A 23,254-nucleotide genomic window follows, 5' to 3' on the forward strand; every position below is an offset into this window, starting at 1 on the left:
TGTTGTGATCAGAACTTGAGAAAACCGGTCGAGAACCACGGGAACGCGGCCACGATCACCAGGCCCACCAGCATCGCGGCGATGTAGCCCCAGATGTGGCGGATGCCCTCGTCGGGGTTGACCTTGCTCACGGCGCAGGCGCCGTAGTAGCCCACGCCGAAGGGCGGCGCGAACAGGCCGATGCCCATCGCAAAGATCACCACCATGGCGTAGTGCACCTCGTGCACGCCCGCGGCCTTGGCAATGGGAAACAGCAGCGGCCCGAACAGCACGATGGCCGGAATGCCCTCGAGCACGCTGCCCAGCACGATGAAGGCCACGATCGACACGGCCAGGAAGCCATAGGCGCCGCCCGGCAGCGCGCCCATGATGCGGGCCAGGTCCTGCGAGAAGCCCGACTGCGTGAGGCCCCAGGCCATGGCCGTGGCGCAGCCCACGATGAAGATGATCGCGCCCGAGAGCGAGGCCGTGTCGACCAGCATCGGCTTGAGCCGCTTCCAGTCGAACTGCCGGTAGACGAAGAGCCCGACGATGGCCGAGTAGACGATGCCGATGGTCGACACCTCGGTGGCCGTGGCCACGCCCTCGACCACCGCGGCGCGGATCACGAAGGGCAGCAGCACCGCGGGCAGCGCCACCAGCAGCAGCTTGCCGATCTCGCGTTTGCTGTGGCGCGCAACGCCGCTCAGGTCTTCGCCGCGGTAGCGCCACCACACCACCACGCACAGCGCGGCGCCCAGCACCACGGCTGGCAGCAGCCCGCCCGTGAACAGCGCGGCAATCGAGATGCCCGTGACCGAGCCGATGGTGATGAGCACGATCGACGGCGGAATCGTCTCGGTCTGCGCACCCGTGGCCGACAGCAGCGCCACCAGGTCGCCGGGCTTGGCGCCGCGCTTGACCATCTCGGGGAACAGCACGGGCGCGATGGCCGCCATGTCGGCGATCTTGGAGCCCGAGATGCCCGAGACCAGGTACATCGCGCCAATCAGCACATACGAGAGGCCGCCGCGCACATGGCCCAGCAGGCTCGCAAGAAACTGGATCATGGCGCGCGCCATGCCCGTCATCTCGATCAGCGCGCCCAGGAAGATGAAGAGCGGCACCGCGAGCAGGATCAGGTGCGACATGCCTTCGTCCAGCCGCCCCACCATCACCAGGAGCGGCGTGCGAGTGGTGAGCGCCAGGTAGCCGAAGGTGGCCAGCGCGAACGAGAACGCGATGGGCACCCCCGAGAGCACCGTGGCCGCCACCACCACCACGAAGAAGATCACCAGGTTGAACTTGCCGAGCGTGGCAAAGAGCGGTGCCGCGAGCCAGAAGGCCGCCACCAGCGCCGCCATGCCGAGCACCGCGACCGCGATCTGCCGCCCGGTGCACACGCGCACGAGGCGCAGCAGCGCCATCGCCAGCATGATGACGATGCCGGCCGGAATGGCCGCGGCGCGCCAGGCGTTGCTGATCTCCAATGCGGGCGTCACGATGAACGACTCTTCGTGCGCATAGTCGATCGACGGCCAGACGATCAGCACCAGGAATGCGATCGACGCCGCGATGGCAAAGGCGTCGAGCATCGCGCGCGTCGAAGGCTGTACCTTCTGCAGCAGAGCCGTCATGCGCATGTGCTCGCCGCGCCGCAGCGCCACCACCGCGCCCAGCATCGAGAGCCACAGGAACAATATCGACGCGAGTTCGTCCGACCACACCAGCGGCGCATGGAACACATAGCGCGACACCACGCCCGCGAACAGCACGCAGATCTCGGCCAGCACCAGCAGCGCGGCCATGGCCTCGACCAGGCCGCCCAGCACGCGGTCGGCACGACCGGCCGCGCCGCTCAGTGCGTTGGCGGACGGCCCGGCGCCCACGAACGGGGCCGCCTCGAAAGTGGATTCATGCACCATGGGCGGTCAGGCCAGCTTGCCGACGGCGCCTTCGAGCAGCGCCCAGGCCTCGGGGCCGAAGCGGCCCTTCCACTCGCCATAGAAGCCCGATTCGCGCAGCTTGGCGCGAAAGCTCTCGGCCACCGGGCGGTTGATGCTGAGGCCCTTGGCCTGCAGGTCACCCACCACCGATTCGTTGAGCTTCCTGATGTCTTCGCGCTGCTGCATGCCGGCGTCGTTGATGGCGCGCGCCACGATGGTCTTGAGGTCGTCGGGCAATGCCTCCCAGGCGCGGCCGTTGGCAATGAACCAGTAGCCGTCCCAGATGTGGTTGGTGAGCGAGCAGAACTTCTGCACCTCGAACAGCTTGGCCACCTGGATGATCGGCAGCGGGTTTTCCTGCGCGTCGACGATCCTGGTTTGCAGGGCCGAGTACACCTCGCTGAACTGCAGGCTCGCCGGCGCGGCGCCCAGGCCCTTGAACATCGAGATCGACAGCGGGCTCACGGGCACGCGGATCTTCAGGCCGTCCATGTCCTTCGCATTCGTGACCGGCGCCTTGCTGCTGGTGGTCTGGCGAAAGCCGTTGTCCCACATCTTCTCGAAGGCGTAGAGGCGTGACTTGGCGATGGCGCCGCGCACGTGCGCGCCGACCTTGCCGTCCATCGCGCCCCACACCTGGCTGTAGTCGTTGAATGCGAAGCCCACCGCGTTGATGGCGGCCACCGGTACCAGCGTGGCAATCACCAGCGCGGAGGGCGTGAAGAACTCGATGCCGCCCGAGCGCACCTGCGCCAGCATGTCGGTGTCGCCGCCGAGCTGGTTGTTGGGGAAGATCTTGATCTCGACCCGGCCCTTGGTTTCCTTGGCGATGCGGTCGGCCGCCTCTTGCGCGCGGATGTTCAGCGGATGGCTGAGCGGCAGGTTGTTGCCGTACTTGTACGAGAACTCCGCGGCGCGCGCGATGCGCGGCAGGGCCGACACGATGCCGGCGGCGGGGAGGGCGGAAAGCGTGCGCAAGGCACCGCGGCGGGTCAGGCGAGTGAGCGAGGTCATGTCTTTTGTCTCCAGGATCTTCGGAATGCGGCTGATGCAATCTGATGCACCATGGGATTCGAGCCACAGCGAAGATAAAAGGATGCATGATCCGGGTCAAACTCGATCTTGATGGTTTTTGATGTATGCGGGATAACCCTTCAACCGATGCGCGGCGCGCCCGCGTGGTCGACATCGCGCGGGCCGCGCAGGTGTCGACCGCCACCGTCGACCGCGTGCTCAACCGCCGCCCCGGCGTGCGCGACGCCACGGTGCAGCGCGTGCTCAAGGCCGCGGGCGAGCTCGACTACCTGCCGGGCCCCGAGCTCTATGCCGCGCTCACGCCGCCGCCGCTCAGGCTGGTGTTCCTGCTGCCGGCCGGCACCAACCGCTTCATCCGCATGCTGGGCGACATGGTGGGCTATTCGCAGGAGCACTGGGCGCCGTTCAACGTGCAGTGCCGCACGGTGTTCATCGAGAGCTTCAATCCGCATGAGCTGGCCGACGCGCTGCGGCGCCACGGCCAGCGCTGCGACGGCATCGCGATGATGGCGCTGGAGCACCCGGCGGTGCGCGAGGCGGTGGCGGCGCTGGCGGCGCGCGGGCTGCCGGTGGTCACGCTGATCTCGGACCTGTCGAACTCCGAGCGCGCCGCCTTCGTGGGGCTGGACAACCGTGCGGCCGGCCGCACCGCGGGCTACCTCATCGGCCGCTTCATCGGCGCGCGCGCGGCAAAGGTGGCGCTCATCGCGGGCAGCCTGAGCTACAAGGCCCACGAGGAGCGCGAGGCCGGTTTCCTGCACGTGATCGACGAGATGTTTCCGCGGCTCGAGGTGGTGGGCCTGCGCGAAGGCCAGGACGACGCGGGCAAGAACTACCGGCAGACGCGCGCGCTGCTGGAGCAGCACCCCGACATGGGCGGCATCTACAACATCGGCGGTGCGTCCGACGGCGTGGCGCGCGCGCTGAAGGAAGCGGGGCGCGAGCAGAAGGTGGTGTTCATCGGGCACGGGCTCACGCCCGACACGCGCACGCTGCTGATCGACGGCAGCATGGATGCGGTGATCACGCAGAGCCCGCACACCACGCTGATGAACTGCGTGCGCATCTTTGCCAACCTGCGCGACGGGCGCGAGGCGCTCAGCGGCGTGGAAACCACCCGCAGCCAGGTGATCTTTCGCGAGAACCTGCCGTAGCTTTTTCTCGCGCCGAGGCCTTCGATCAGTAGGCCGCGCGCGGCGCAGGCTCGTCGGCCGGTGGCGCGTCGCTGAAGTCGGCCGCGAGCTTGCGAGCCGCGCCCGCGAACAGCAGCACGTCGACACCCACCGCAACAAAGCTGCAGCCCAGCTCCAGGTAGCGCCGGGCCAGCTTCGGGTCGGAAGTCAGCGTGCCCGCGGCCTTGCCCGAGGCCACGATGGTGCGCATGGCGGCCTCGATGGCGGCCTGCACTTCCGGATGGCCGGGCCGGCCCCGGTGGCCCATCGACGCGGCCAGGTCGGCCGGGCCGATGAAGACGCCGTCGATGCCGTCCACGGCGCAGATCTGCGGCAGGTTGGCAAGCGCCGCCACGGTTTCGGCCTGCACCAGCAGGCAGACCTCCGCATCGGCGATGTCGAGGTAGTCGGTGCGTGCGCTCCACTGCGAGGCACGGCCCACCGCGCTGCCGACGCCGCGGATGCCCAGCGGCGGATAGCGCGTGGCCGACACCAGCGCGCGCGCCTGTTCGGCCGTGTCGACCATGGGCACCAGCAGGTTCTTCGCGCCGATGTCGAGCAGCTGCTTGATGAGCGCCGTGTCGCCCTGCACCGCGCGCACCACCGGCTGGGCGCGGTGGGGCGCCACGGCCTGCAATGCGGCCAAGGTCGAGCGCAGGTCGTTGGGCGCGTGCTCGCCGTCGATCAGCAGCCAGTCGAAGCCGGCGGTGGCGCTCACCTCGGCCAAGTAGGGGGCGGCCATCGAGAGCCAGAGGCCGATCTGCGGCTGCCTGGCGGCCAGTGCTGTCTTGAAGGCGTTGAGGGCGGGCATGTTTGCTTCCGTGGGATGTGTGGGGTGGGTCAGTCCAACTGGCCCTGGCAGACGTATTTGGTATGCAGGTAGTCGTCCAGGCCGTGGACCGAGCCTTCGCGGCCGTAGCCTGAATCTTTCACGCCGCCGAAGGGCGCGGCCTCCGCGGCCAGTGCGCCTTCGTTGATGCCGACGATGCCGGCTTCGAGCGCATCCGCCACGCGCCAGATGCGGCGCACGTCGCGCGAGTAGAAGTACGCGGCCAGGCCGAAGGGCGTGTCGTTGGCCTGGGCCACCACCTCGGCTTCATCCGCGAAGCGCGTCAGCGGAACGACGGGCCCGAAGGTCTCTTCGCAGGCGCAGGCCATGGTGGCGTCGGCGTTTACGAGCACGGTGGGCGCGAAGTAGTTCGGCCCGAGCGCGGGCAGCCGCGCGCCGCCGGCGAGCACGCGTGCGCCGCGTGCCACGGCGTCCTGCACATGGCGCTCGATCTTTTCGATGGCGCGCGCGTTGATCATCGGGCCGATCTGCGATGCGGGGTCGCTCGCCGGGCCGACGCGCAGCGCCGATACACGGGCCGCGAGCAGCTCGGCAAATTCATCATGCACGGCCTCGTGCACGAACACGCGGTTCGGGCAGACGCAGGTCTGTCCGCCGTTGCGGAATTTGGCGGCCATCAGGCCGTCGACCGCGGCGTGCAGGTCGGCATCCTCGAACACGATGAAGGGCGCATTGCCGCCGAGCTCGAGCGACAGCTTCTTGAGCGTGTCGGCCGAGCGGCGCGCCAGGTGCTTGCCCACGGGCGTCGACCCGGTGAAGGTGATCTTGCGCACGCGGGCGTCGTCCAGCCAGGCGTCGACCACCTCGGGCGTGCGCTCGCGTGAAGCGGTGACGATGTTGAGCACGCCCGCGGGCACGCCGGCCTGTGCGGCCAGTGCCACCAGTGCGAGCGAGGTGAGCGGCGTGTCCTCGGCCGGCTTGCAGACCACGGTGCAGCCCGCGGCCAGAGCCGGCGCGATCTTGCGCGCGATCATCGCGGCCGGAAAATTCCACGGCGTGATCGCGGCCACCACGCCCACCGGCTCCTTGATGGCGAACATGCGCCGGCCCGGAACGGGCGCGGGAATCACGTCGCCGTTGGCGCGCGTGGCCTCTTCGGCAAACCACTCGATGTAGCTGGCGGCGTAGGCCACTTCGCCGATTCCCTCGGCCAGCGGCTTGCCCTGTTCGCGCGAGATCAGGCGGCCCAGGTCGTCCTGATGCGCGAGCACCAGGTCGTTCCAGCGCTTGAGGATCTGCGCGCGCTGCTTGGCAGGCGTGCGGCGCCAGGCGGGGAAGGCGGCGTGCGCGGCATCGGCGGCGGCACGCGCGGCATCGGCGCCGGAGTCGGGCACCTGCGCGATGAGCGCGCCGGTGGCGGGGTCGGTCACGTCGAGCGTGCGGTCGGCGGCGCTGCACCATTCGCCGCCGATGAAGTTGGCGGTGCGCTGCAGGTCGGGGCGGGTGAGATTGAGAGGCATGTCCGTCGGTACCAAAAGAAAGTCAACTCACGATGCCCAGGTGCCATGGCACGAACTCGTGGTCGCCCAGGCCCAGCACTTCGCTGCGCGTGCGCTCGCCGGAGGCATGGCGCAGGATCTGCTCGAAGATCTGCTGGCCGAGTTCGGGCACCGAGAGCTCGCCGTCGATCACCACGCCGCAGTTGATGTCCATGTCCTCCTCGAGGCGCTTGAACATCGGCGTGTTGCTGGCCAGCTTGATGGTCGGCGCCGGCTTGCTGCCGAACATCGAGCCGCGCCCGGTGGTGAAGCAGATCAGCTGCGCGCCGCTCGCGATCTGCCCGGTCACGGCCACCGGGTCGTAGCCCGGCGAATCCATGAAGACGAAGCCGGCCTGGTCGATGGGCTCCGCGTATTCGTACACGGCCTGCAGCGGCGTGGTGCCGCCCTTCATGGCCGAGCCGAGAGATTTCTCGAAGATGTTGGCCAGCCCGCCGGCCTGGTTGCCGTGCCCCACCACGCCGTTGAACTGCGCGTTCTGGCCGGCCGTGTAGCGCTCCCACCAGGCCAGCCGGTCGAGCAGCTTCTGGCCGACCTCGGGCGTGGCGGCGCGCCGCGTGAGCATGAATTCGACGCCGTGGATCTCCGGTGTTTCGGAAAGAATGGCGGTGCCGCCGTGGCGCACCAGCACGTCCATGGCCGCGCCCAGCGCCGGGTTGGCCGTGATGCCCGAGAAGCCATCCGAGCCGCCGCACTCCAGCCCGATCTTCAGGTGGTTGGCGCCCACGCGGGTGCGCTGCGCGGCGTTGGCGTCGGGCAGCATTTCTTCCACGGCGCGGATGCCGGCCTCGATGGTCTGGCGCGTGCCGCCCACCTCCTGCATCACCATCGTGCGCATCAGGCGGCCCTGCTGCAGCCCTTGCGAGTCGACCAGCGCATCGACCTGGTTGCGCTCGCAGCCCAGGCCCACGATCAGCACGCCGGCCAGGTTGGGATGGCGCGCATAGCCCGCCAGCGTGCGGCGCAGCACATCGAAGTGTTCGCTCGGCGACGACATGCCGCAGCCGCTGGTCTGCGCGAAGGCGGCCACGCCGTCCACGTTGGGAAAGGCCGCAAGGCGCTCGGGCGTGAAGTGCGCGGCGATGCGCTTGATGACGGTGGCCGAGCAGTTGACCGACGACAGGATGCCGATGAAGTTGCGCGTGCCCACGCGGCCGTCGGCCCGCACAAAGCCCATGAAGCTGGCGCGCTCGGCCTCGGGCACGTAGGCCACCGGCCGCACGTCCTGGCAGAAGGCCGGGTCGCGGTAGGAGTCCACCAGCGTGAGGTTGTGGCTGTGCACGTAGTCGCCCGCCTCCAGGTCGCGCGAGGCCACGCCGATGACGGTGTCGTACTTCTTCACCTGCTCGCCGGCCGCAATGGCGCGCGACGCGATCTTGTGCCCCGCGGGAATCTGCGCGCGCGCCCGCACGCCAAACTCGGCAATCGTTTCGCCGAGGGCGATGGGCGTCTTTGCAACCAGCACGTTGTCGTGCGGGTGCAGGCGAAGCAGGGGGCTGTCGGCCATCAACCTTTCTCCATCAGTTCCTTGAGATTGAGCTTGCGGATCAGCTCGGTCTCCTGCCGGTAGACGGCTTCGACGTACTTGCGGTAGTCGGGCCCGTCCTGGTACATGACCGGCGCATCGATGCTGTCGGCCACCTTCTTGAATTCCTCGCTGGCAACGGCCACGCGGAACGCGTCGCGCAGCTTCTTTTCCACCGCGGGCGGCAGCCCGCGCGGTGCGCCGATGCCGTTGGGCGCTTCCACCACCACGTCGTAGCCCAGCTCCTTGAGCGTGGGCGTGTCCTTGAAGCGCGGCGTGCGCGCCTCGCCCCAGGTGGCGAGCAGGCGCAGCTTGCCGCTTTCGACGTGCGGCGCCCAGGAGCTGCTGTCGGCCAGCATGTCGACCTGTTCGCCCAGCACGTCCTGCAGCGCGGCCGAGCCGCCCTTGTAGGCAATCGCGTTGAACTTGACGCCGGCCGCCTGCGCGAACTGCTCCATGCCCACGTGGGTGGCGCCGCCCACGCCCGCATGCGCGTAGCTGACGACGCCCGGCTTGGCCTTGGCTTGCGCCACCATGTCGCGCAGCGACTTGAAGGGCGAGCTGGCCGGCACCGCAATGCCGAAGGTCTGGCCCGAGGTGCGGGCCAGGTAGCTCAGGTCCTTGAGCGGATCGATCTGCACGGTGCCGATCTGCGCGAAGCGCGTCACCGAGATCGGGATCTGCCCGATGGTGTAGCCGTCCGGCCGGGCCGAGGCCAGCGCCTTGGTGCCGATCATTCCCGAGGCGCCCGCGCGGTTCTCCAGCGCAATGGGCTGGCCGAGCTCGCGCGCGGCGATCTGGCAGATGGCGCGCATCGAGCGGTCGGCGGTGCCGCCGGCCGGCCAGGGGCAGATGAAGGTGATGGGGCGTTCCGGATAGTCGGCCGCGAAGGCGCGGCCGGTGGCGGTGGCGAGTGCGGCGGCGCCAAGGCCGCCCAGCACCAGTTGGCGCCGCTGCAGGGTGCGATGCAAGGTCATGCGTATGTCTCCGACGATTGTTGTTCGAGAAAGCTGGGCGCATTCTTCAGTAGACAATCATTGCAATCCAATGAAATAGCGGACTCTCTTCATAGCCTGCAGGTTATGAAGAGGAAACAGCCGCACACACCACGATGAGCCAGATCGACCGCGTCCTGCGTTCCAACCTCAAGTTGCGCCACCTGCAGATGCTGGTGGCGCTCGACCAGTTCCGCCACCTGGGCCGCGCGGCCGAGTTCCTGTCGGTCACGCAGCCGGCGGTGTCCAAGTCGCTGGTGGAAATCGAACGCATGTTCGGCCTGGCGCTGTTCGAGCGCTCCACGCGCGGCACCGAGCCCACGCCCTACGGCGAGAGCGTGGTGCGCTTCGCGCGCTCGGTGCTGGCCGACTACGACCGCACACGCGACGAGATCGCCGCCGTGGCCAGCGGCGCCGCGGGCCGCACCAGCGTGGGCGCCATGGTGGTGGCCATGCCGGTGCTGCTGGCGCGCGCGGTCGAGATGCTCAAGGCCAACTCCTCGCAGACCACGGTGCTGGTGGAGGAGGGCGACCTCACGCGCCTCCTGCCCAAGCTGCGCCTGGGCGAGCTCGACCTGTTCGTGGGGCGGCTGGAGCCCGGCTACGCCGCGCCCGACCTCGAAACCGAGGCGCTGCTTGCCGAGCCCATGCAGGCGGTGGTGCGGCCCGGGCATGCGCTGGCCGCGAAGCGCCGGCTGGGCTGGGCCGATCTGGCCAGGGAGCACTGCGTGATGCCGCCGCCCTGGGCCTCCTTGCGCGTGAAGCTCGACCAGATGTTCTTTCGCGATGGCGTGCATCCGCCGGCCGACATCATCGAGTCGGCCTCGTTCCTCGCGCAGATCAGCTTCTTGCAGCAGCGCGATGCGGTGGCCTTCATGGCGCGCTCGGTGGCGCGGCATTTCCAGCAGCAGGGCATGCTCAAGGTGCTGGCGCTCAAGGTGCCGATCGAGCTGCCGCCGGTGGGCCTCATCACCATGCGCGGCCGCCGGCGCACGCCCAGCACGCAGCAGCTGATCGAATGCCTGCGGCGCGCGGCCAGGGTGAAGTCCGCGGCTTGAGGCGGCGCCGTGGCTTTCCTGCACCGAATACCCAATTCATGGGAATGCACTCTGCAGTGCCTTCGAAGACCATTCGGGCATGTATTTGCATACCCTGGTCGCCGATCTGCCGCATGCGGACCGCACCGCATTGGACGAGGCCAGCGAACTGCGCGCCTACCAGTGCGATGAAACCGTTCTTGCCTCTGGCGAGTGGACCGACCGGGTCTATTGCGTGGCGAGCGGGCTGCTCCAGGTGGTGAGCCACGGACGCGCGAGCGGCGCCGATGTCGTCACCGACCTGATCTGCCAGCACGATTTCTTCCTTGGCCCTTCGCTCAGCGAAAACCGCTACCAGGCGAAGCACACGCTGGTGGCGGCCGAAGATTCATCGGTGTACCTGATTCCCGTGGGGGCCATGCGCGGGCTCTGCGAGCAGCACCCGCAGATGGCGTTGAAGCTGCTGGGCATGGCCATCGAGCGCACGAGGGCGATGCGCGGGCAGCTCGGGCTGGGGTAGGCACCACCAGCCGCGGCCGATGCGCTATTTGCCCGGCGGCGGGCTGGCCGGCGCCGTCTGCGGCGCGCTCTGCGTCGGCGTCGACGGCTTGACCGGCCCTTCCTCGCGCGTCTGCGTCAGGAAGTTGTAGGCCAGCGCCAGGATGAAAACGAAGATGGCCGCGCCGATGCCCCAGCGGATCACGCGCGCGTTGTCGCGTTCGTCGGACTTGACTTGTCGAGGAGATTTCATTCTTGCTGTCTCTCCCTTCAGTGGAGTTCCTCGCAACGCTGCGCCGGCGCAGGGGCATGAGGTGTCGGACAGCGGCCCGGCCCCTTGTCGCGAAAAGACAGCAGCAGGCGCCGCTCAGGCCGGGTATTTCGCGCGCTCGATGATGCCGCGCACCATGGACGACAGCGTGCACAGGTAGCGCGCGTCGGCCGAGAGCGAGCGGCTCATGGCGTGGATGAGTTCGCCGAAGTCCTCGTCCCCCGGGGCGCTGCCGGCGGCGAGCCGGTGGCGCGACATCGCGTCGCGGATGCGGCTCTGCACCTGCATGTAGTCGGCGCGCAGCAGCACGCTGCGCGCGAGCAGTACATCCAGGTTCAACAGGTCCAATGCGGTCATGGATGTTCCTTTCCTGTTGCGCGCGAGCGCCTCAGCCCAGCGCGGTGTCGAGCACCATCATCACCACGAAGCCGAGCATCAGGCCGCCGGTCGCGAAGGCTTCGTGCCCTTGCCGGTGCGACTCGGGAATGATCTCGTGGCTGATGACGAACAGCATCGCGCCCGCGGCCAGCGCCAGCCCCCACGGAAGCAGGCTGGCCATCAGCGTGACGACCGTCGCGCCCAGCACCGCCATGGCGGGCTCCACCAGGCCCGAGGCCGCGCCCAGTCCCACCGATGCAAGCCGGCCGTAGCCCACGCCGCGCAGCGCGAGCGCCACCACCATGCCTTCGGGCACGTCCTGGATCGAGATGCCGGTGGCCAGCGCCATCGCGGCCTCCGGGTCCGGCCCCGCGAAGGCGACGCCGATGGCCAGGCCTTCGGGCAGGTTGTGCAGCGCAATGGCCAGCACGAACAGCCAGACCCGCTTGAGCTTGATGGCGGTCGGCCCTTCGAGCCCTTTCACGAAGTGCTCGTGCGGCACCAGCCGGTCGATCGCCAGCAGCAGCGCCGCGCCCATCAGCACGCCCATGCCCACCACGGCGCCCGAACCCCAGGCGCCGATGCCCTGGGCCCGTGCGGCTTCCAGTGCCGGGATCACGAGCGAGAACGAGGTCGCCGCCAGCATGACGCCCGCGCCGAAGCCGAGCATGCTGTCGTAGCTGCGCTGCGAGAGCTGGTGCGAGAACAGCACCGGCAGCGTGCCGAGCGCGGTGGCCAGCGCGGCCAGGCCGCCGCCGAGCAGGGCGCCGCGCACGCGCGCGTCGCCGCCGGCAATCGCCTCCAGGGCCTCGGCGGCGAGCAGCACCAGGCCCGCCGCGGCGATGCACAGGCCCAGCAGGCGCCGCAGCGGCCGCATCCGCGGACCGCGCGCGAGCAGCAGATCGAGAGTCGTCATCTTCGAGCCACGAAAGAAGCAAGCGCCGCAAAAAAAGCGGCGGCCACCACGGCCGCCGCCAAACTCGTACCCACGAGAGGCAGGTCGTCGAGCTGGAGGTGAGTCACCCGCCTCGCAGGTTCGGGCGGCGGCCGGCCGCATCGCGTAGGAACCTTTCCCGTGTGGTGCGGCAGCGCAGACTACATGGGGCCGGCGGCACCCTGTGCACTGACATCTTTGGTTCGCAGCCCGCACGATTTGCCGCAGCAATGGCCGGCAGGAGTTACCGGGTGGCCGCAGCCGGGCGGCCCTCGGGCAGCCTGCCGAGGAGCTCGGCCAGGAACTCGCGCTCGCGAACCGGCGAGATCCGCACATCGCCGCGAACACAGCGAAGAAGCAGCCGGTCGGGCGAGAGCGCCGGCGCCCACGACCAGTCCTTCTGCGGTGTCGCCTCCAGGATTTCCGAATACGGAATATGGCGGATGAAGAAGCCCGACTGCACGCTCAGGCCGTCCGGCCGCAGTGCATAGCGGCACGGAACGCCCGCGCAGACGAAGGCCATGGCCACCGCCATGGCGGCGCTGCGCAGGAGCTGCGAGAGGGCCGGGTCTTGCGCGTGCAGCGCCATGGCCGCCAGCAAGGCCGCCAGGCACGAGAGCATCAGCACGACCCAGACGGCGGCAACCTTGGAGCGGTACCGCGGCACGGCCATCAGCGCCTGGGGTCCTGGAGCCTGGGGCATGCGGGCCATCCTCAGCCTTGTTCCGCAAGATGCCGGCGCAGCGCCTGCGCATAGCGTTCGGCGTGGGCTTGCAGGCGCATCTTCTCGGCGGGAGAAGGCGCATCGGCCGCCGCCATGCGGAAGTGGCCGAGCTGGAAGGCCAGGTAGGCCGGCGTGTAGAAGCCGAGCAGCTCCGCATCGATGCGGCAGCCTTGCCGCGAGAGGCCCTCGAGCAGCAGGCCCAGCTCGCCGGCGGACAGCCCGAGCTCGGCCGCCGCGCCCGCCACGTCCCACGCCGCGTCCTGGCAGCCTACGAGGTCGTGGCCCGCGTGGTGGTCCACGGCATCGGTCTTCAGGATGCGCTCATCGCTGGCCAGCCATTCCCAAGCGTGCATGCGGTTGTCGGTCCTGATGCGCCGCACGCGCTGCTGGAGCGCGTCCGCGCGGCTTCGGTGGCGGTTCCACGCATGCGCGCCGTCACTGCCGAAGGCCTCGATGCTGTTGTGCCGGCCCATGTCGCACAGCGCCTGCAGCGAGGCGCCGGTGCCGTCCGCGGCCGGGAAGGTGCGCGCACGAAAGGCAATGTAGTCCGCCAGGTGCGCGACGAGCCGCATGCGAAGCGCGCCGTCGCCCAGGCGAGCGGCCGACAGCGGCGCCATGCCGGCATGCCAGCGCTCCACCATGAAGCCGTGGCAAAGGCCCGCGACCCCGGCGCAGAAGCCCGCTTCGGCGAGCGCCTGGGCGCAGCCGAAGCGCAGCCGCGCTTCATGCCCGAGGCCGATGAATTTCACCAGCCACGTGCCGCTGCCGCTGCGCGCGAGGAACTTGCGGCGCTCCTGCCACGGATGGGCCGGAGGCAACTCGCCCGGCGCACCGCCATGCACGTTGCGCCAGCCGCCGCCGGTGATTTCTTCGAGCGGCTCGTACAGCGGCCCGACGATGGCCTCGACCCAGCTCTGCAGCCGATGCGCCGGATCGGCCGCACGCAGCAACAGCTCGTCGAAACCTGCGACATGCGATGCGGCCTGCGTCCACAGTTCGCGTGTCTCGGCGCTCGCCTGCGGACCCGGACCATTGCCGTGCCCGGGAAACAGGTGGATGCGGTCCGGCGCCACGCCCTCGCTCATCAGTTGCCGGACCACGCCCGCCATCGACGATCCCGAGAGCCCCGGCCCTTCATCGACGATGGCATGGTGCGCGCCCGGCCTGGCGAGCGATGGGCCCGCCCATGCGACGCGGCGATCGAAGGGATGACCCACGGGCCGCAGCGTCAGCGGGTCGGCGTCGCCGAGCGCCACTGCCGCGATGGCGGCCAGGCTGGTGCCGATGCTGCGAAGGCCGATGACGCGCCACGGCCTGCATTGCAGCCGCTGCGCCGCGACCAGGTAGCTCTCGGGATAGAGCGCATAGAAGGCGTAACCCTCGGGCTGCTTCACATCGATGTCGATGGCGGGCAGCAGCTGCTCGCTGGCCGCGAGCAGCGCCTCGTGCGGCTCGGGCGTGCAGCCGAACGCGGTGTTCCACGAGCGGGCGCAGAGCCTGGCCATGGCCATGGCCAGGGCCATCGCGGTATCTGCCTCGGGCGACGGGGCGTCGCGCCTGCCGGCCGCCTCGAAGCGCGCGTCCGCCATGCCCTGGGCCAGCTCGCCCGCCTCGATCAGCGCATCCACGAGCAGGCCATGCCGGCCGATGCCGGGTGGCGAGGCCCGCGCGGCCGAGAGCGCCGCGCGCAGCCTGAGCAGCTTGCGCGCGACCGATTCCCGCCGCGTGGCGTCTCCATAGACGAGCATCAGCCGGTCCGCAGGTGGCGGTAGGCAATGGCCTGGAAGGCATCGAAGGCCGGAACCTCCCACGCCGCGCGCCGCAGTTCGCGGTGGCGCTGCAGCCATTCGCTCCAGCAGGCGAACTGCGCGGGCGAGGGCGACACCAGGGCCCTGCGCTGCTTCATGCGTTCGAGCGCACCGAGCGGGGGTTCCCCGCGCGACACCATCACGCAGAGCGCAAGCGTGGCCGAGCGGCCGATGCCGTGCTCGCAGTGGATGAGCACGCGCTCGGCGCGGTCGAGTGCTGCGTTGGCGAAGGCCACGCCTTCGTCGAGATGGGACGCGTCGACGCCGCACATGTCCTCGGTCGGCAGGTGCAGCAGCGTGATGCCGTGCCGCTGCAGCAGGGCCTCGTCGTCCCTGGCTTCGTTGCGCAGGTCGACCACGGCGCGGATGCCGTGCGCGCCGGCGAGCTCCTCGGCGCGCTCGGACGGAAAGCTGCCGCCCACGGCGAGCTGCCGCGTGATCCAGCTGAAGTCGGGGGTCCAGGTCGTCATGGGAAAGGAGCCTTGGCCATCTGCCCGCAACCCGGCAATCGGCATGCCCGCGGCATGGCCGCTTGTGCTCATCAATGCAGTCAACTGCGCGCGAAGGTGCTGTCCTGTTCCTTCCGCAAAAAATTTCTGCTAGGTTTTTTTCAAGGCGCTTACACCAACACCCAGACCCGGCACTTCACGCGACCCATCCATGAAAATCTCAGTCCTCGGTATCGGCTACGTAGGCCTTGTCACGGGCAGCTGCCTGGCGGAACTCGGCAACGACGTCTGCTGCTTCGACGTCGACCAGCGCAAGGTCGAGATCCTCCAGTCCGGCGGCGTGCCGATCCACGAGGAAGGCCTGCCGCAGCTCGTCGAGCGCAACGTGCGCACCGGCCGGCTGCACTTCACGGCCGACGTGGCGCACGCGGTGCACCACGGCGACCTGATCTTCATCGCGGCCGGCACGCCGCCGGGCCAGGACGGCAGCGCCGACCTCCAGTACGTGCTTGCCGCGGGCCGCAGCATCGGGCGCCACATGCAGGGCTTCAAGGTGGTGGTGGAGAAGTCCACCGTGCCGGTGGGCACCGCGGGCAAGCTGCGCGCCGCCATCGAGGAAGAGCTGTCGGCGCGCCGCAGCAGCGGCGACCATGCCGCCGGCAGCAGCCTGCAGGGCATTCCCGTGGCGATCGTGTCGAATCCGGAGTTCCTGAAGGAGGGCGCGGCCGTCGACGACTTCATGCGGCCCGACCGCATCGTGGTGGGCACCGAACCCGGCGAGGCGGGGCGGCAGGCGCGCGAGGTGATGACACGCCTTTACGCACCCTTCAGCCGCCAGCGCGACCGCATCATCCACATGGACGTGAAGGCGGCCGAGTTCACCAAGTACGCGGCCAATGCGATGCTGGCCACGCGCATCAGCTTCATGAACGAGCTCGCCAATCTTGCGGAGAAGGTGGGCGTGGACATCGAGCAGGTGCGAAGGGGCGTGGGCTCCGACCCGCGCATCGGCTACAGCTTTCTGTATGCCGGCCTCGGCTATGGCGGCAGTTGCTTTCCGAAGGACGTGCAGGCGCTGGTGCACACGGCCGCCACCCACGGCCAGCGGCTGCAGGTGCTGGAGGCGGTGCGCGCGGTGAACGATGCGCAGAAGCTGGTGCTGATCGAGAAGATCGTGCGGCGCTTCGGCGAGGACCTGCGCGGGCGCCGCTTCGGCATCTGGGGCCTGGCCTTCAAGCCCGACACCGACGACATGCGCGAGGCGCCCAGCCGCATCGTGTTGAAGGCGCTGCTGGTGCGCGGCGCCGAAGTGGTGGCGCACGACCCGGTGGCCATGGCCGAGGCCCGCCGGGTGCTCGCGGGCGACCTGGATGGCATGCCCGAGCTGCTGGCGCGCCTGGGCTATGTCGACAACCCGATGCAGGCCGCCGAGAACGCCGATGCGCTGGTGGTGCTGACGGACTGGAAGGCTTTCAAGAGCCCGAACTTCAGTGCGCTGAAGACGGCGCTGCGGCAGCCGCTGATCTTCGACGGCCGCAATCTCTACGACCCGGAAATACGGCTGCAGGGTTTCGACTACATCGCCATCGGCCGATGAACACACCACAGGAGCTTTGATCATGCGTGTCTACAACAACCAGCGCCGCATTCTCGTGACCGGCGGCGCGGGCTTCCTGGGCAGCCACCTGTGCGAGCGGCTGCTGGCGCAGGGCCACGACGTGCTGTGCGTGGACAACTTCTTCACCGGCACGCGGCGCAACGTGGAGCACCTTTTGGGCAATCCGCATTTCGAGCTGATGCGCCACGACGTGACGCTGCCGCTCTACGTGGAGGTGGACCAGATCTACAACCTCGCATGCCCGGCGTCGCCGGTGCACTACCAGCACGATCCGGTGCAGACCACCAAGACCAGCGTGCACGGCGCCATCAACATGCTGGGCCTGGCCAAGCGCGTGCATGCGTGCATCCTGCAGGCCTCCACCAGCGAGGTGTACGGCGACCCCGACGTGCATCCGCAGCCCGAGAGCTACTGGGGCAAGGTGAACCCGATCGGCGTGCGCAGCTGCTACGACGAGGGCAAGCGCTGCGCCGAGACGCTGTTCTTCGACTACCACCGCCAGCACGGGGTGGATATTCGCGTGGCGCGCATCTTCAACACCTACGGCCCGCGCATGCATCCGCGCGACGGGCGCGTGGTGTCGAACTTCATCGTGCAGGCGCTCTGCGGCGACCCGATCACCATCTACGGCGAAGGCCTGCAGACGCGCAGCTTCTGCTTCGTCGACGACCTGGTCGAGGGGCTGAACCGCTTCATGGAGCTGGCGCCGGGCGAGCCGGAGCCGGTGAACATCGGCAACCCGGTGGAGTTCACCGTGCGCGAGCTCGCGCAGCAGGTGATCCGGCTCACGGGGTCTTCATCGAAGCTGGTGTTCGAGCCGCTGCCCTCGGACGATCCGATGCAGCGCCGGCCCGACATCCGCCGCGCGAAGGAGCTGTTCGGCTGGCAGCCGCGCGTGCAGCTGGAGAAGGGCCTGCGCAAGACCATCGAGTACTTCGACGGCCTGCTCACGGCCGGCGAGCTGCCGGCGGTTCAGCGCGCGGGCGCGCGCGGTGCGGCGGTGGTGCCGGCTTCGGTGAACGGCATCACCGTGCATGCGCCGTTCGATGCATAGCGCCGGACCATGCGCGCGCAGAACTCGGCAAACTCTTCGGGCTGCTGCGGCGGGCTGGTGTGGTGCGGCGCAATGCCGCGGTGCTCGGGCGTGAAGCAGAAGGTGAGCGTGACGTCGAAGTCTTCCAGCGCGCGCATCTGGCGGTCGAACCAGCGGTCGGCATCGGGGCGATAGCTGTCGGCCCAGCTGAGCCCGGTGCGCAGCTGGCGCACGCCCAGCCGCTCGAGCCAGCGCACCGCGTCGTCGAGCCGGTGGTCCTCGAAGTGGAACCACTGGCAGATGCCCATGGCGGGCGTGTAGCCGGCGAACTGCGCGCACGCGAGCTTGGGCGTGCCGTCTTCGCGCAGCAGCCCCATGTGGAAGTGGCGGTAGTAGCTCGATCCCTCGGCCTCGCGGTGGCGCGTGGTGGCGGGCCAGGCCTGCGGCAGGTCGTAGAGCGAATACCAGAAGATCCGCGGTACGCGGCCGATCAGCAGCTCGGCCGTGCGGCGCAGCCCGAACTCCTGCACTTCCTCGGCGCCGAAGGTCGACACGCCCACCTCGGTCACCCACACCGGGAGGTGCGTGACGGCCTCGATCTCCGCGATGCGGCGCGGCCACTCGTGGATCTGCCAGTTGTTCCAGTCGAGCGGAAAGCCATGCACCGCCACCGCGTCGAGCCCGTCGAGCACGCCGCGGTCGCGCAGCCCGGCCATGAAGTGCGCATCGATCGGCGAAATGCCGCCCAGCACCTGCGTGAGCGCGCTGTTCTCGGCGCGCACCGCGCTGGAGGCGAGCCTGACCATCCGTGCGTAGGCCGACCAGTCGGGGTCGAGCTCCAGGTCCCAGTGCGACTTGTTGTTGGGCTCGTTCCAGAACTTGACCGCTTCGATCATGCGAGCTTGCTCCTCTTCTTGGCATGGCGCACCGCGGACGCGTGCGCCTGCGGCTTGCGCACCGGCGGCGCGGCGGCCTCGGCGTCGCCACGGATGAAGGCCTCCACCAGCTCGCGCGCCTCGTCGTCGGTGAACTGCTGCGGCGGCGACTTCATGAAGTAGCTCGCGGGCGCCAGCACCGCGCCGCCCACGCCGCGGTCGAGCGCGAGCTTGGCGCAGCGCACCGCATCGATCACCACGCCGGCGGAGTTGGGTGAATCCCAGACCTCGAGCTTCACCTCGCACTGCAGCGGCACGTTGCCGAAGGTGGTGCCTTCCATGCGGATGTAGCACCACTTGCGGTCGGCCAGCCAGGGCACGTGGTCGCTCGGGCCCACGTGCACGTCGGAGCCCTTCATGGGATGCCCGAGCTGGCTCGTGACGGCCTGGGTCTTGGAGATCTTCTTGGACAGCAGCCGCTCGCGCTCCAGCATGTTGAGGAAGTCGGTGTTGCCGCCGAAGTTGAGCTGGTAGGTGCGGTCCAGCCGCACGCCGCGCTTCCTGAACAGGTCGGTGAGGATGCGGTGCACGATGGTGGCGCCCACCTGCGACTTGATGTCGTCGCCGATCACCGGCAGGCCGCGCTCGGCAAAGCGCCGCTCCCATTCGGGGCGTGAGGCAATGAAGACCGGCACGCAGTTGACGAAGGCGCAGCCGGCCTCGAGCACCTGCTGGGCGTACCACTGCGTGGCCTTCTCGGAGCCCACCGGCAGGTAGGACACGACCACGTCGGTGCGCGTTTCCTTCAGCACCCTGGCCACGTTGCAGGCCCTGGCCGGCGACAGCGGCACCACCTCCTTCAGGTAGGTGCCGATGCCGTCGTGCGTGGGCCCGCGCTGCACGGTGACGCCGAGCGCGGGCACGTCGGCAAAGCGGATGGTGTTGTTGGGCGCCTCGAAGATGGCTTCGCCCAGGTCGCGGCCGACCTTCTGCGCATGCACGTCGAAGGCCGCGCTGAACTCGATGTCGGAAGGTCGATAGCCCGCCAGGTCGAGGTGCATCAGGCCGGGGATGAAGTCGCTGCCCTGGGCGCTGCCGTAGAAGTGCACGCCCTGCACCAGCGAGGAGGCGCAGTTGCCCACGCCCACGATTGCCACACGTATCTTGCTCATGTCGGAGTCCCTTGCGAATGCCGCCGCGAACGCGCGCAGCAGGCGTTGATGCTTTGTTGCTTGCCAATCTACGCCGGAGCCAACTCAGCAGTGGCGTAACAGGGCATCGCGCCTACACACAGGTAAGTACCTTCGCACATGCAAGCGGCAGTTCCTGCCCGAATTTCAAGCTTCGCCAAGGCGTTTCCGAGCAGCTCTCCCATGGATGCTCCGCCGGCGTACACCAACAAAAAAGGGCTTTCATGTCGCAGCACATTCTCATCACCGGCGGGGCCGGTTTCATCGGCTCGCATCTTGCCGACGAGCTTCTCTCCCATGGCTATCGCGTGCGCGTGCTGGACCATTTGGCGCCGCAGGTGCACGGCGACAGCGGCCGCAGGCCCGACTACCTCGAATCCGATGTGGAACTGGTGGTCGGCGACGTGTGCGACCCGGCCGCGGTGCGCAGCGCGCTCAGGGGCGTCGATGCGGTCTATCACTTCGCCTCCGCCGTGGGCGTGGGCCAGAGCATGTACGAGGTGGCGCACTACACGCGCGTGAACAACCTGGGCACGGCGGTGCTGCTGGAGGCGCTGATCGAGAAGCCCGTCTCGCGGCTGGTCGTGGCCTCGAGCATGAGCCTGTACGGCGAAGGCCTCTACCGCACCGCGGGCGGCGAGCTGCGCACGGTGCAGGAGCGCACGCTGGAGCAACTGCGGCGCGGCGACTGGGACTGGCGCGACGAGGACGGCGTGCCGCTGGTGCCCGCGCCCACGCCGGAGGACAAGGTGCCCGCGCTGGCCTCGGTGTATGCGCTGTCCAAGTTCGATCAAGAGCGCATGTGCCTCATGATCGGCCGCGCCTACAACATACCCACCGTGGCGCTGCGCTTCTTCAATGCCTACGGGCCGCGCCAGGCGCTGTCGAACCCCTACACCGGCGTGCTCGCGATCTTTGCCTCGCGCCTGCTCAACGGCAGCCCGCCGAGGATCTTCGAGGACGGCCACCAGCAGCGCGACTTCGTGAGCGTCTACGACATCGCGCGCGCCTCGCGGCTTGCGCTGGAGATGCCGGCCGCCGCGGGCGAGGTGTTCAACATCGGCAGCGGCGAGGCCCGCAGCGTGCGCGACATCGCCGAGCGCGTGGCCGAGGCGGTGGGCAAGGAAAACCTGCTGCCCGAGATCACGGGCAAGTACCGCGTCGGCGACATACGGCACTGCTATGCGGACATCTCCAAGGCGCGCCGCGTGCTCGGCTACTCGCCGCGCGTGAGCCTGGAGGACGGCCTGGCCGAGCTCGCGGCCTGGCTCGAGGGCCAGGCGGCGGTGGACCGCGTGGCGCAGGCGAGTGCAGAGCTTTCGGCGCGCGGGTTGGCCCTATGAACAGCCGGGACGCAGTCATCACGCCCCGGCGCGCGCTCGACGGCAGGGACCGCGTCACGCTCATCACGGGCGGCGCGGGCTTCGTGGGCGCCAATCTGGCGCACCGGCTCCTGTCCGAGGGACGCCGCGTGCTGGTGCTCGACAACCTCTCGCGTCCCGGCGTGGAACGCAACCTCGCCTGGCTCGAGGAGAACCATCCCACCGGGCTCGACGTGATGGTGGCCGACATCCGCGACGCCGCCGCGGTGGCACGCGCAGTGGCGCGCGCGGAACATGTCTTTCATTTTGCGGCGCAGGTGGCGGTCACCACCAGCCTGGCCGATCCGCGCGAGGACTTCGCGGTGAACGGGCTGGGCACGCTCAACGTGCTCGAGGCGGCGCGTGCGCAACCGGTGCCGCCTTCGGTGCTGATGACCTCGACCAACAAGGTCTACGGCGGGCTGGAGGACGTGGAGCTCAAGCTGGAAGGCCAGCGCTACCGGCCGGTGGCGGCGGACATTGCGCGCCACGGCATCTCGGAGGCGCGGCCGCTCGACTTCCACAGCCCCTACGGCTGCTCCAAGGGAACGGCCGACCAGTACGTGCACGACTATGCGCGCAGCTACGGCATGAAGACGGTGGTGTTCCGCATGAGTTGCATCTACGGCCAGCGCCAGTTCGGCACCGAGGACCAGGGCTGGGTCGCGCACTTCCTGCTGCGCGCGCTCGACCGCGAGCCGATCACGCTGTTCGGCGATGGGCGGCAGGTGCGCGACATTCTCTTTGTCGACGACCTTGTCGAGGCCTTCGCGCTCGCGCAGCGCAACATCGGCAAGCTCGCCGGCGGCGCCTTCAACATCGGCGGCGGCCCGCGCAACGTGATCAGCCTGCTCGACCTGCTCGACCAGATCGAGGTGCTGGAGGGCGAGCGCCCCGCCACCCTGCACGAGGACTGGCGCACCGGCGACCAGCGCTACTACGTGTCGGACACGCGCCGCTTCGAGGCCGCCACCGGCTGGCGCCCGGCCGTCGGTGCGCAGCAGGGCATCGAGCGGCTGCACCGCTGGCTGCGGCAGATGCGGGCCGAGCCGGCCGCCACCACCGCGCGCAAGGCCGGCCAGCGCCGCCCTCTGCTCGCAATGACCGGGAGGTGAGCATGTTCGCCAGCGTCATCGCCTCGCCGGGACAGGCGGTCCTGCAGCGTGTGGAAAGGCCCGAGCCGGCGGCAGGGCAGGTGCTCCTGCGGCTCGAAGGCTCGGGCGTGTGCGCCTCCAGCCTGCCGCTGTGGGAGGGCCGCGAATGGTTCGACTATCCGCAGCCCGCGGGCGCGCCGGGACACGAAGGCTGGGGCCGCGTGGCGGCGCTGGGCGAGGGCGTGGAAGGCCTGGCCGTCGGCGACCGCGTGGCCGCGCTCACCTACCGCGCGCATGCCGAGTACGACGTGGCCGATGCGGGCGCGGTGGTGCCGCTGCCGCCATCGCTGGCCGGCGTTGCCATGCCCGGCGAGCCGCTGGGCTGCGCGGTCAACATCTTCCGCCGCAGCGAGATCAAGGCCGGGCAGACGGTGGCCATCGTGGGCATCGGCTTCCTGGGCGCGGTGCTCACGCGGCTGGCCGCGCAGGCGGGCGCGCGGGTCATCGCCATTTCGCGCCGGCCCTTTGCGCTGGAGGTGGCGCGCGAGGCGGGCGCCGCGCACACCCTCGTGATGGACGACCACTGGCGCATCGTCGACGAGGTGAAGCGCCTCACGGACCAGAAGCTGTGCGAGCGCGCCATCGAGGCCGTCGGCCTGCAATGGCCGCTCGACCTGGCCGGCGAGATCACGGGCGAGCGCGGCCGCCTCGTCATTGCCGGCTACCACCAGGACGGCACGCGCCAGGTCAACATGCAGATGTGGAATTGGCGCGGCATCGACGTGGTCAACGCGCACGAGCGCGATCCGCGCATGTACGTGCAGGGCATCCGCGAAGCGGTCGAGCTGATGGCGTCGGGCGCGCTCGATGCGCAGCCGCTCTTCACGCACCGGCTGCCGCTCGACCGGCTGGGCGAGGCGCTCGAACTCACGCGCACGCGGCCCGATGGTTTTCTCAAAGCGGTGGTGACCACGTGAGGGCGC

At 69.4% G+C, this 23,254-nt stretch carries 22 protein-coding genes; 8 read left to right on the forward strand and 14 right to left on the reverse strand.

Annotation, left to right across the window (positions count from 1 at the left end; genetic code table 11):
* Positions 1-8: 8 nt before the first annotated feature.
* Both RZE77_RS10420 and RZE77_RS10425 read right to left on the reverse strand, forming a co-directional pair.
* Positions 9-1,904, reverse strand: a complete 1,896-nt coding sequence (locus tag RZE77_RS10420; RefSeq protein WP_319441759.1) for a TRAP transporter large permease — start codon at positions 1,902-1,904, stop codon at positions 9-11.
* Positions 1,905-1,910: 6 nt separating this feature from the next.
* Positions 1,911-2,939, reverse strand: a complete 1,029-nt coding sequence (locus RZE77_RS10425) for a TRAP transporter substrate-binding protein (protein WP_319441760.1) — start codon at positions 2,937-2,939, stop codon at positions 1,911-1,913.
* Positions 2,940-3,064: 125 nt separating this feature from the next.
* Between RZE77_RS10425 and RZE77_RS10430 the strand changes: the two genes are divergently transcribed.
* The gene (locus RZE77_RS10430; protein ID WP_319441761.1) at positions 3,065-4,114 is read left to right on the forward strand and encodes a LacI family DNA-binding transcriptional regulator; all 1,050 of its coding nucleotides are present in this window, start codon (positions 3,065-3,067) and stop codon (positions 4,112-4,114) included.
* Positions 4,115-4,139: 25 nt separating this feature from the next.
* On the opposite strand, the gene hpaI is transcribed toward RZE77_RS10430, so the two are convergent.
* The 4 genes from hpaI to RZE77_RS10450 are packed head-to-tail and all read right to left on the reverse strand — an operon-like array spanning position 4,140 to position 8,983.
* A complete protein-coding gene (gene hpaI / locus RZE77_RS10435) occupies positions 4,140-4,943 on the reverse strand; it encodes a 4-hydroxy-2-oxoheptanedioate aldolase (protein WP_319441762.1) in 804 nt (267 codons plus the stop codon).
* A gap of 29 nt (positions 4,944-4,972) precedes the next feature.
* On the reverse strand, positions 4,973-6,442 hold the full coding sequence (locus RZE77_RS10440; protein ID WP_319441763.1) for an NAD-dependent succinate-semialdehyde dehydrogenase: 1,470 nt from the start codon (positions 6,440-6,442) through the stop codon (positions 4,973-4,975).
* A gap of 22 nt (positions 6,443-6,464) precedes the next feature.
* The gene (locus tag RZE77_RS10445; RefSeq protein ID WP_319441764.1) at positions 6,465-7,988 is read right to left on the reverse strand and encodes a UxaA family hydrolase; all 1,524 of its coding nucleotides are present in this window, start codon (positions 7,986-7,988) and stop codon (positions 6,465-6,467) included.
* A complete protein-coding gene (locus RZE77_RS10450) occupies positions 7,988-8,983 on the reverse strand; it encodes a tripartite tricarboxylate transporter substrate binding protein (protein WP_319431624.1) in 996 nt (331 codons plus the stop codon). Before RZE77_RS10450 ends, RZE77_RS10445 begins: the two co-directional genes overlap by 1 nt.
* A 134-nt stretch (positions 8,984-9,117) precedes the next feature.
* Here RZE77_RS10450 and RZE77_RS10455 point away from each other — a divergent pair, with 134 nt between their 5' ends.
* Positions 9,118-10,059 (forward strand): LysR substrate-binding domain-containing protein, encoded by a 942-nt coding sequence (locus RZE77_RS10455; protein ID WP_319441765.1) that lies wholly within the window; start codon positions 9,118-9,120, stop codon positions 10,057-10,059.
* Between the two features lie 79 nt (positions 10,060-10,138).
* Positions 10,139-10,558 carry a Crp/Fnr family transcriptional regulator gene (locus RZE77_RS10460; protein WP_319441766.1) on the forward strand — a complete coding sequence of 140 codons (420 nt, stop codon included), beginning with the start codon at positions 10,139-10,141 and terminating at the stop codon, positions 10,556-10,558.
* 24 nt (positions 10,559-10,582) lie between these two features.
* Here the strand turns inward: RZE77_RS10460 and RZE77_RS10465 are convergent, their stop codons facing one another.
* The 6 genes from RZE77_RS10465 to RZE77_RS10490 all read right to left on the reverse strand — a co-directional run bounded on the left by RZE77_RS10465 (position 10,583) and on the right by RZE77_RS10490 (position 15,121).
* Complete coding sequence (locus RZE77_RS10465) at positions 10,583-10,789, reverse strand: hypothetical protein (protein WP_319441767.1); 207 nt, start codon at positions 10,787-10,789, stop codon at positions 10,583-10,585.
* A gap of 114 nt (positions 10,790-10,903) precedes the next feature.
* Positions 10,904-11,164 carry a hypothetical protein gene (locus RZE77_RS10470; protein ID WP_319441768.1) on the reverse strand — a complete coding sequence of 87 codons (261 nt, stop codon included), beginning with the start codon at positions 11,162-11,164 and terminating at the stop codon, positions 10,904-10,906.
* 31 nt (positions 11,165-11,195) lie between these two features.
* Entirely contained in the window at positions 11,196-12,101 is a 906-nt protein-coding gene (locus RZE77_RS10475) for a ZIP family metal transporter (protein WP_319441769.1), read from the reverse strand.
* A 262-nt stretch (positions 12,102-12,363) separates the two neighbouring features.
* The gene (locus tag RZE77_RS10480) at positions 12,364-12,822 is read right to left on the reverse strand and encodes a PH domain-containing protein (RefSeq protein WP_319441770.1); all 459 of its coding nucleotides are present in this window, start codon (positions 12,820-12,822) and stop codon (positions 12,364-12,366) included.
* An 11-nt stretch (positions 12,823-12,833) separates the two neighbouring features.
* Complete coding sequence (locus RZE77_RS10485) at positions 12,834-14,591, reverse strand: hypothetical protein (RefSeq protein WP_319441771.1); 1,758 nt, start codon at positions 14,589-14,591, stop codon at positions 12,834-12,836.
* A complete protein-coding gene (locus RZE77_RS10490) occupies positions 14,591-15,121 on the reverse strand; it encodes a protein-tyrosine phosphatase family protein (protein WP_319441772.1) in 531 nt (176 codons plus the stop codon). Before RZE77_RS10490 ends, RZE77_RS10485 begins: the two co-directional genes overlap by 1 nt.
* 190 nt (positions 15,122-15,311) lie before the next feature.
* Here RZE77_RS10490 and RZE77_RS10495 point away from each other — a divergent pair, with 190 nt between their 5' ends.
* Together RZE77_RS10495 and RZE77_RS10500 are read left to right on the forward strand one after the other, a co-directional pair.
* Positions 15,312-16,697: a UDP-glucose dehydrogenase family protein gene (locus tag RZE77_RS10495; RefSeq protein ID WP_319441773.1), complete on the forward strand. Its 1,386-nt coding sequence runs from the start codon at positions 15,312-15,314 to the stop codon at positions 16,695-16,697.
* A 22-nt stretch (positions 16,698-16,719) separates the two neighbouring features.
* Positions 16,720-17,772, forward strand: coding sequence for a UDP-glucuronic acid decarboxylase family protein (locus RZE77_RS10500; protein WP_319441774.1), 1,053 nt, complete (start codon positions 16,720-16,722; stop codon positions 17,770-17,772).
* On the opposite strand, the gene RZE77_RS10505 is transcribed toward RZE77_RS10500, so the two are convergent.
* Positions 17,691-18,647, reverse strand: coding sequence for a glycoside hydrolase family protein (locus RZE77_RS10505; RefSeq protein WP_319441775.1), 957 nt, complete (start codon positions 18,645-18,647; stop codon positions 17,691-17,693). The genes RZE77_RS10500 and RZE77_RS10505 overlap by 82 nt on opposite strands.
* Positions 18,644-19,798, reverse strand: coding sequence for an inositol-3-phosphate synthase (locus RZE77_RS10510; protein WP_319441776.1), 1,155 nt, complete (start codon positions 19,796-19,798; stop codon positions 18,644-18,646). Before RZE77_RS10510 ends, RZE77_RS10505 begins: the two co-directional genes overlap by 4 nt.
* Positions 19,799-20,040: 242 nt before the next feature.
* Between RZE77_RS10510 and RZE77_RS10515 the strand changes: the two genes are divergently transcribed.
* From RZE77_RS10515 to RZE77_RS10525, 3 genes are read left to right on the forward strand one after another with little or no spacing between them, the layout of a single operon-like run.
* Positions 20,041-21,159, forward strand: a complete 1,119-nt coding sequence (locus RZE77_RS10515; RefSeq protein WP_319441777.1) for an NAD-dependent epimerase/dehydratase family protein — start codon at positions 20,041-20,043, stop codon at positions 21,157-21,159.
* Positions 21,156-22,292 (forward strand): NAD-dependent epimerase/dehydratase family protein, encoded by a 1,137-nt coding sequence (locus RZE77_RS10520; protein ID WP_319441778.1) that lies wholly within the window; start codon positions 21,156-21,158, stop codon positions 22,290-22,292. Before RZE77_RS10515 ends, RZE77_RS10520 begins: the two co-directional genes overlap by 4 nt.
* 2 nt (positions 22,293-22,294) lie before the next feature.
* A complete protein-coding gene (locus RZE77_RS10525; protein ID WP_319441779.1) occupies positions 22,295-23,248 on the forward strand; it encodes an MDR/zinc-dependent alcohol dehydrogenase-like family protein in 954 nt (317 codons plus the stop codon).
* Positions 23,249-23,254: the final 6 nt, after the last annotated feature.

This window comes from Variovorax sp. SPNA7 (genome assembly GCF_033807855.1).
Classification (GTDB): Bacteria; Pseudomonadota; Gammaproteobacteria; order Burkholderiales; family Burkholderiaceae_C; genus Variovorax; species Variovorax beijingensis.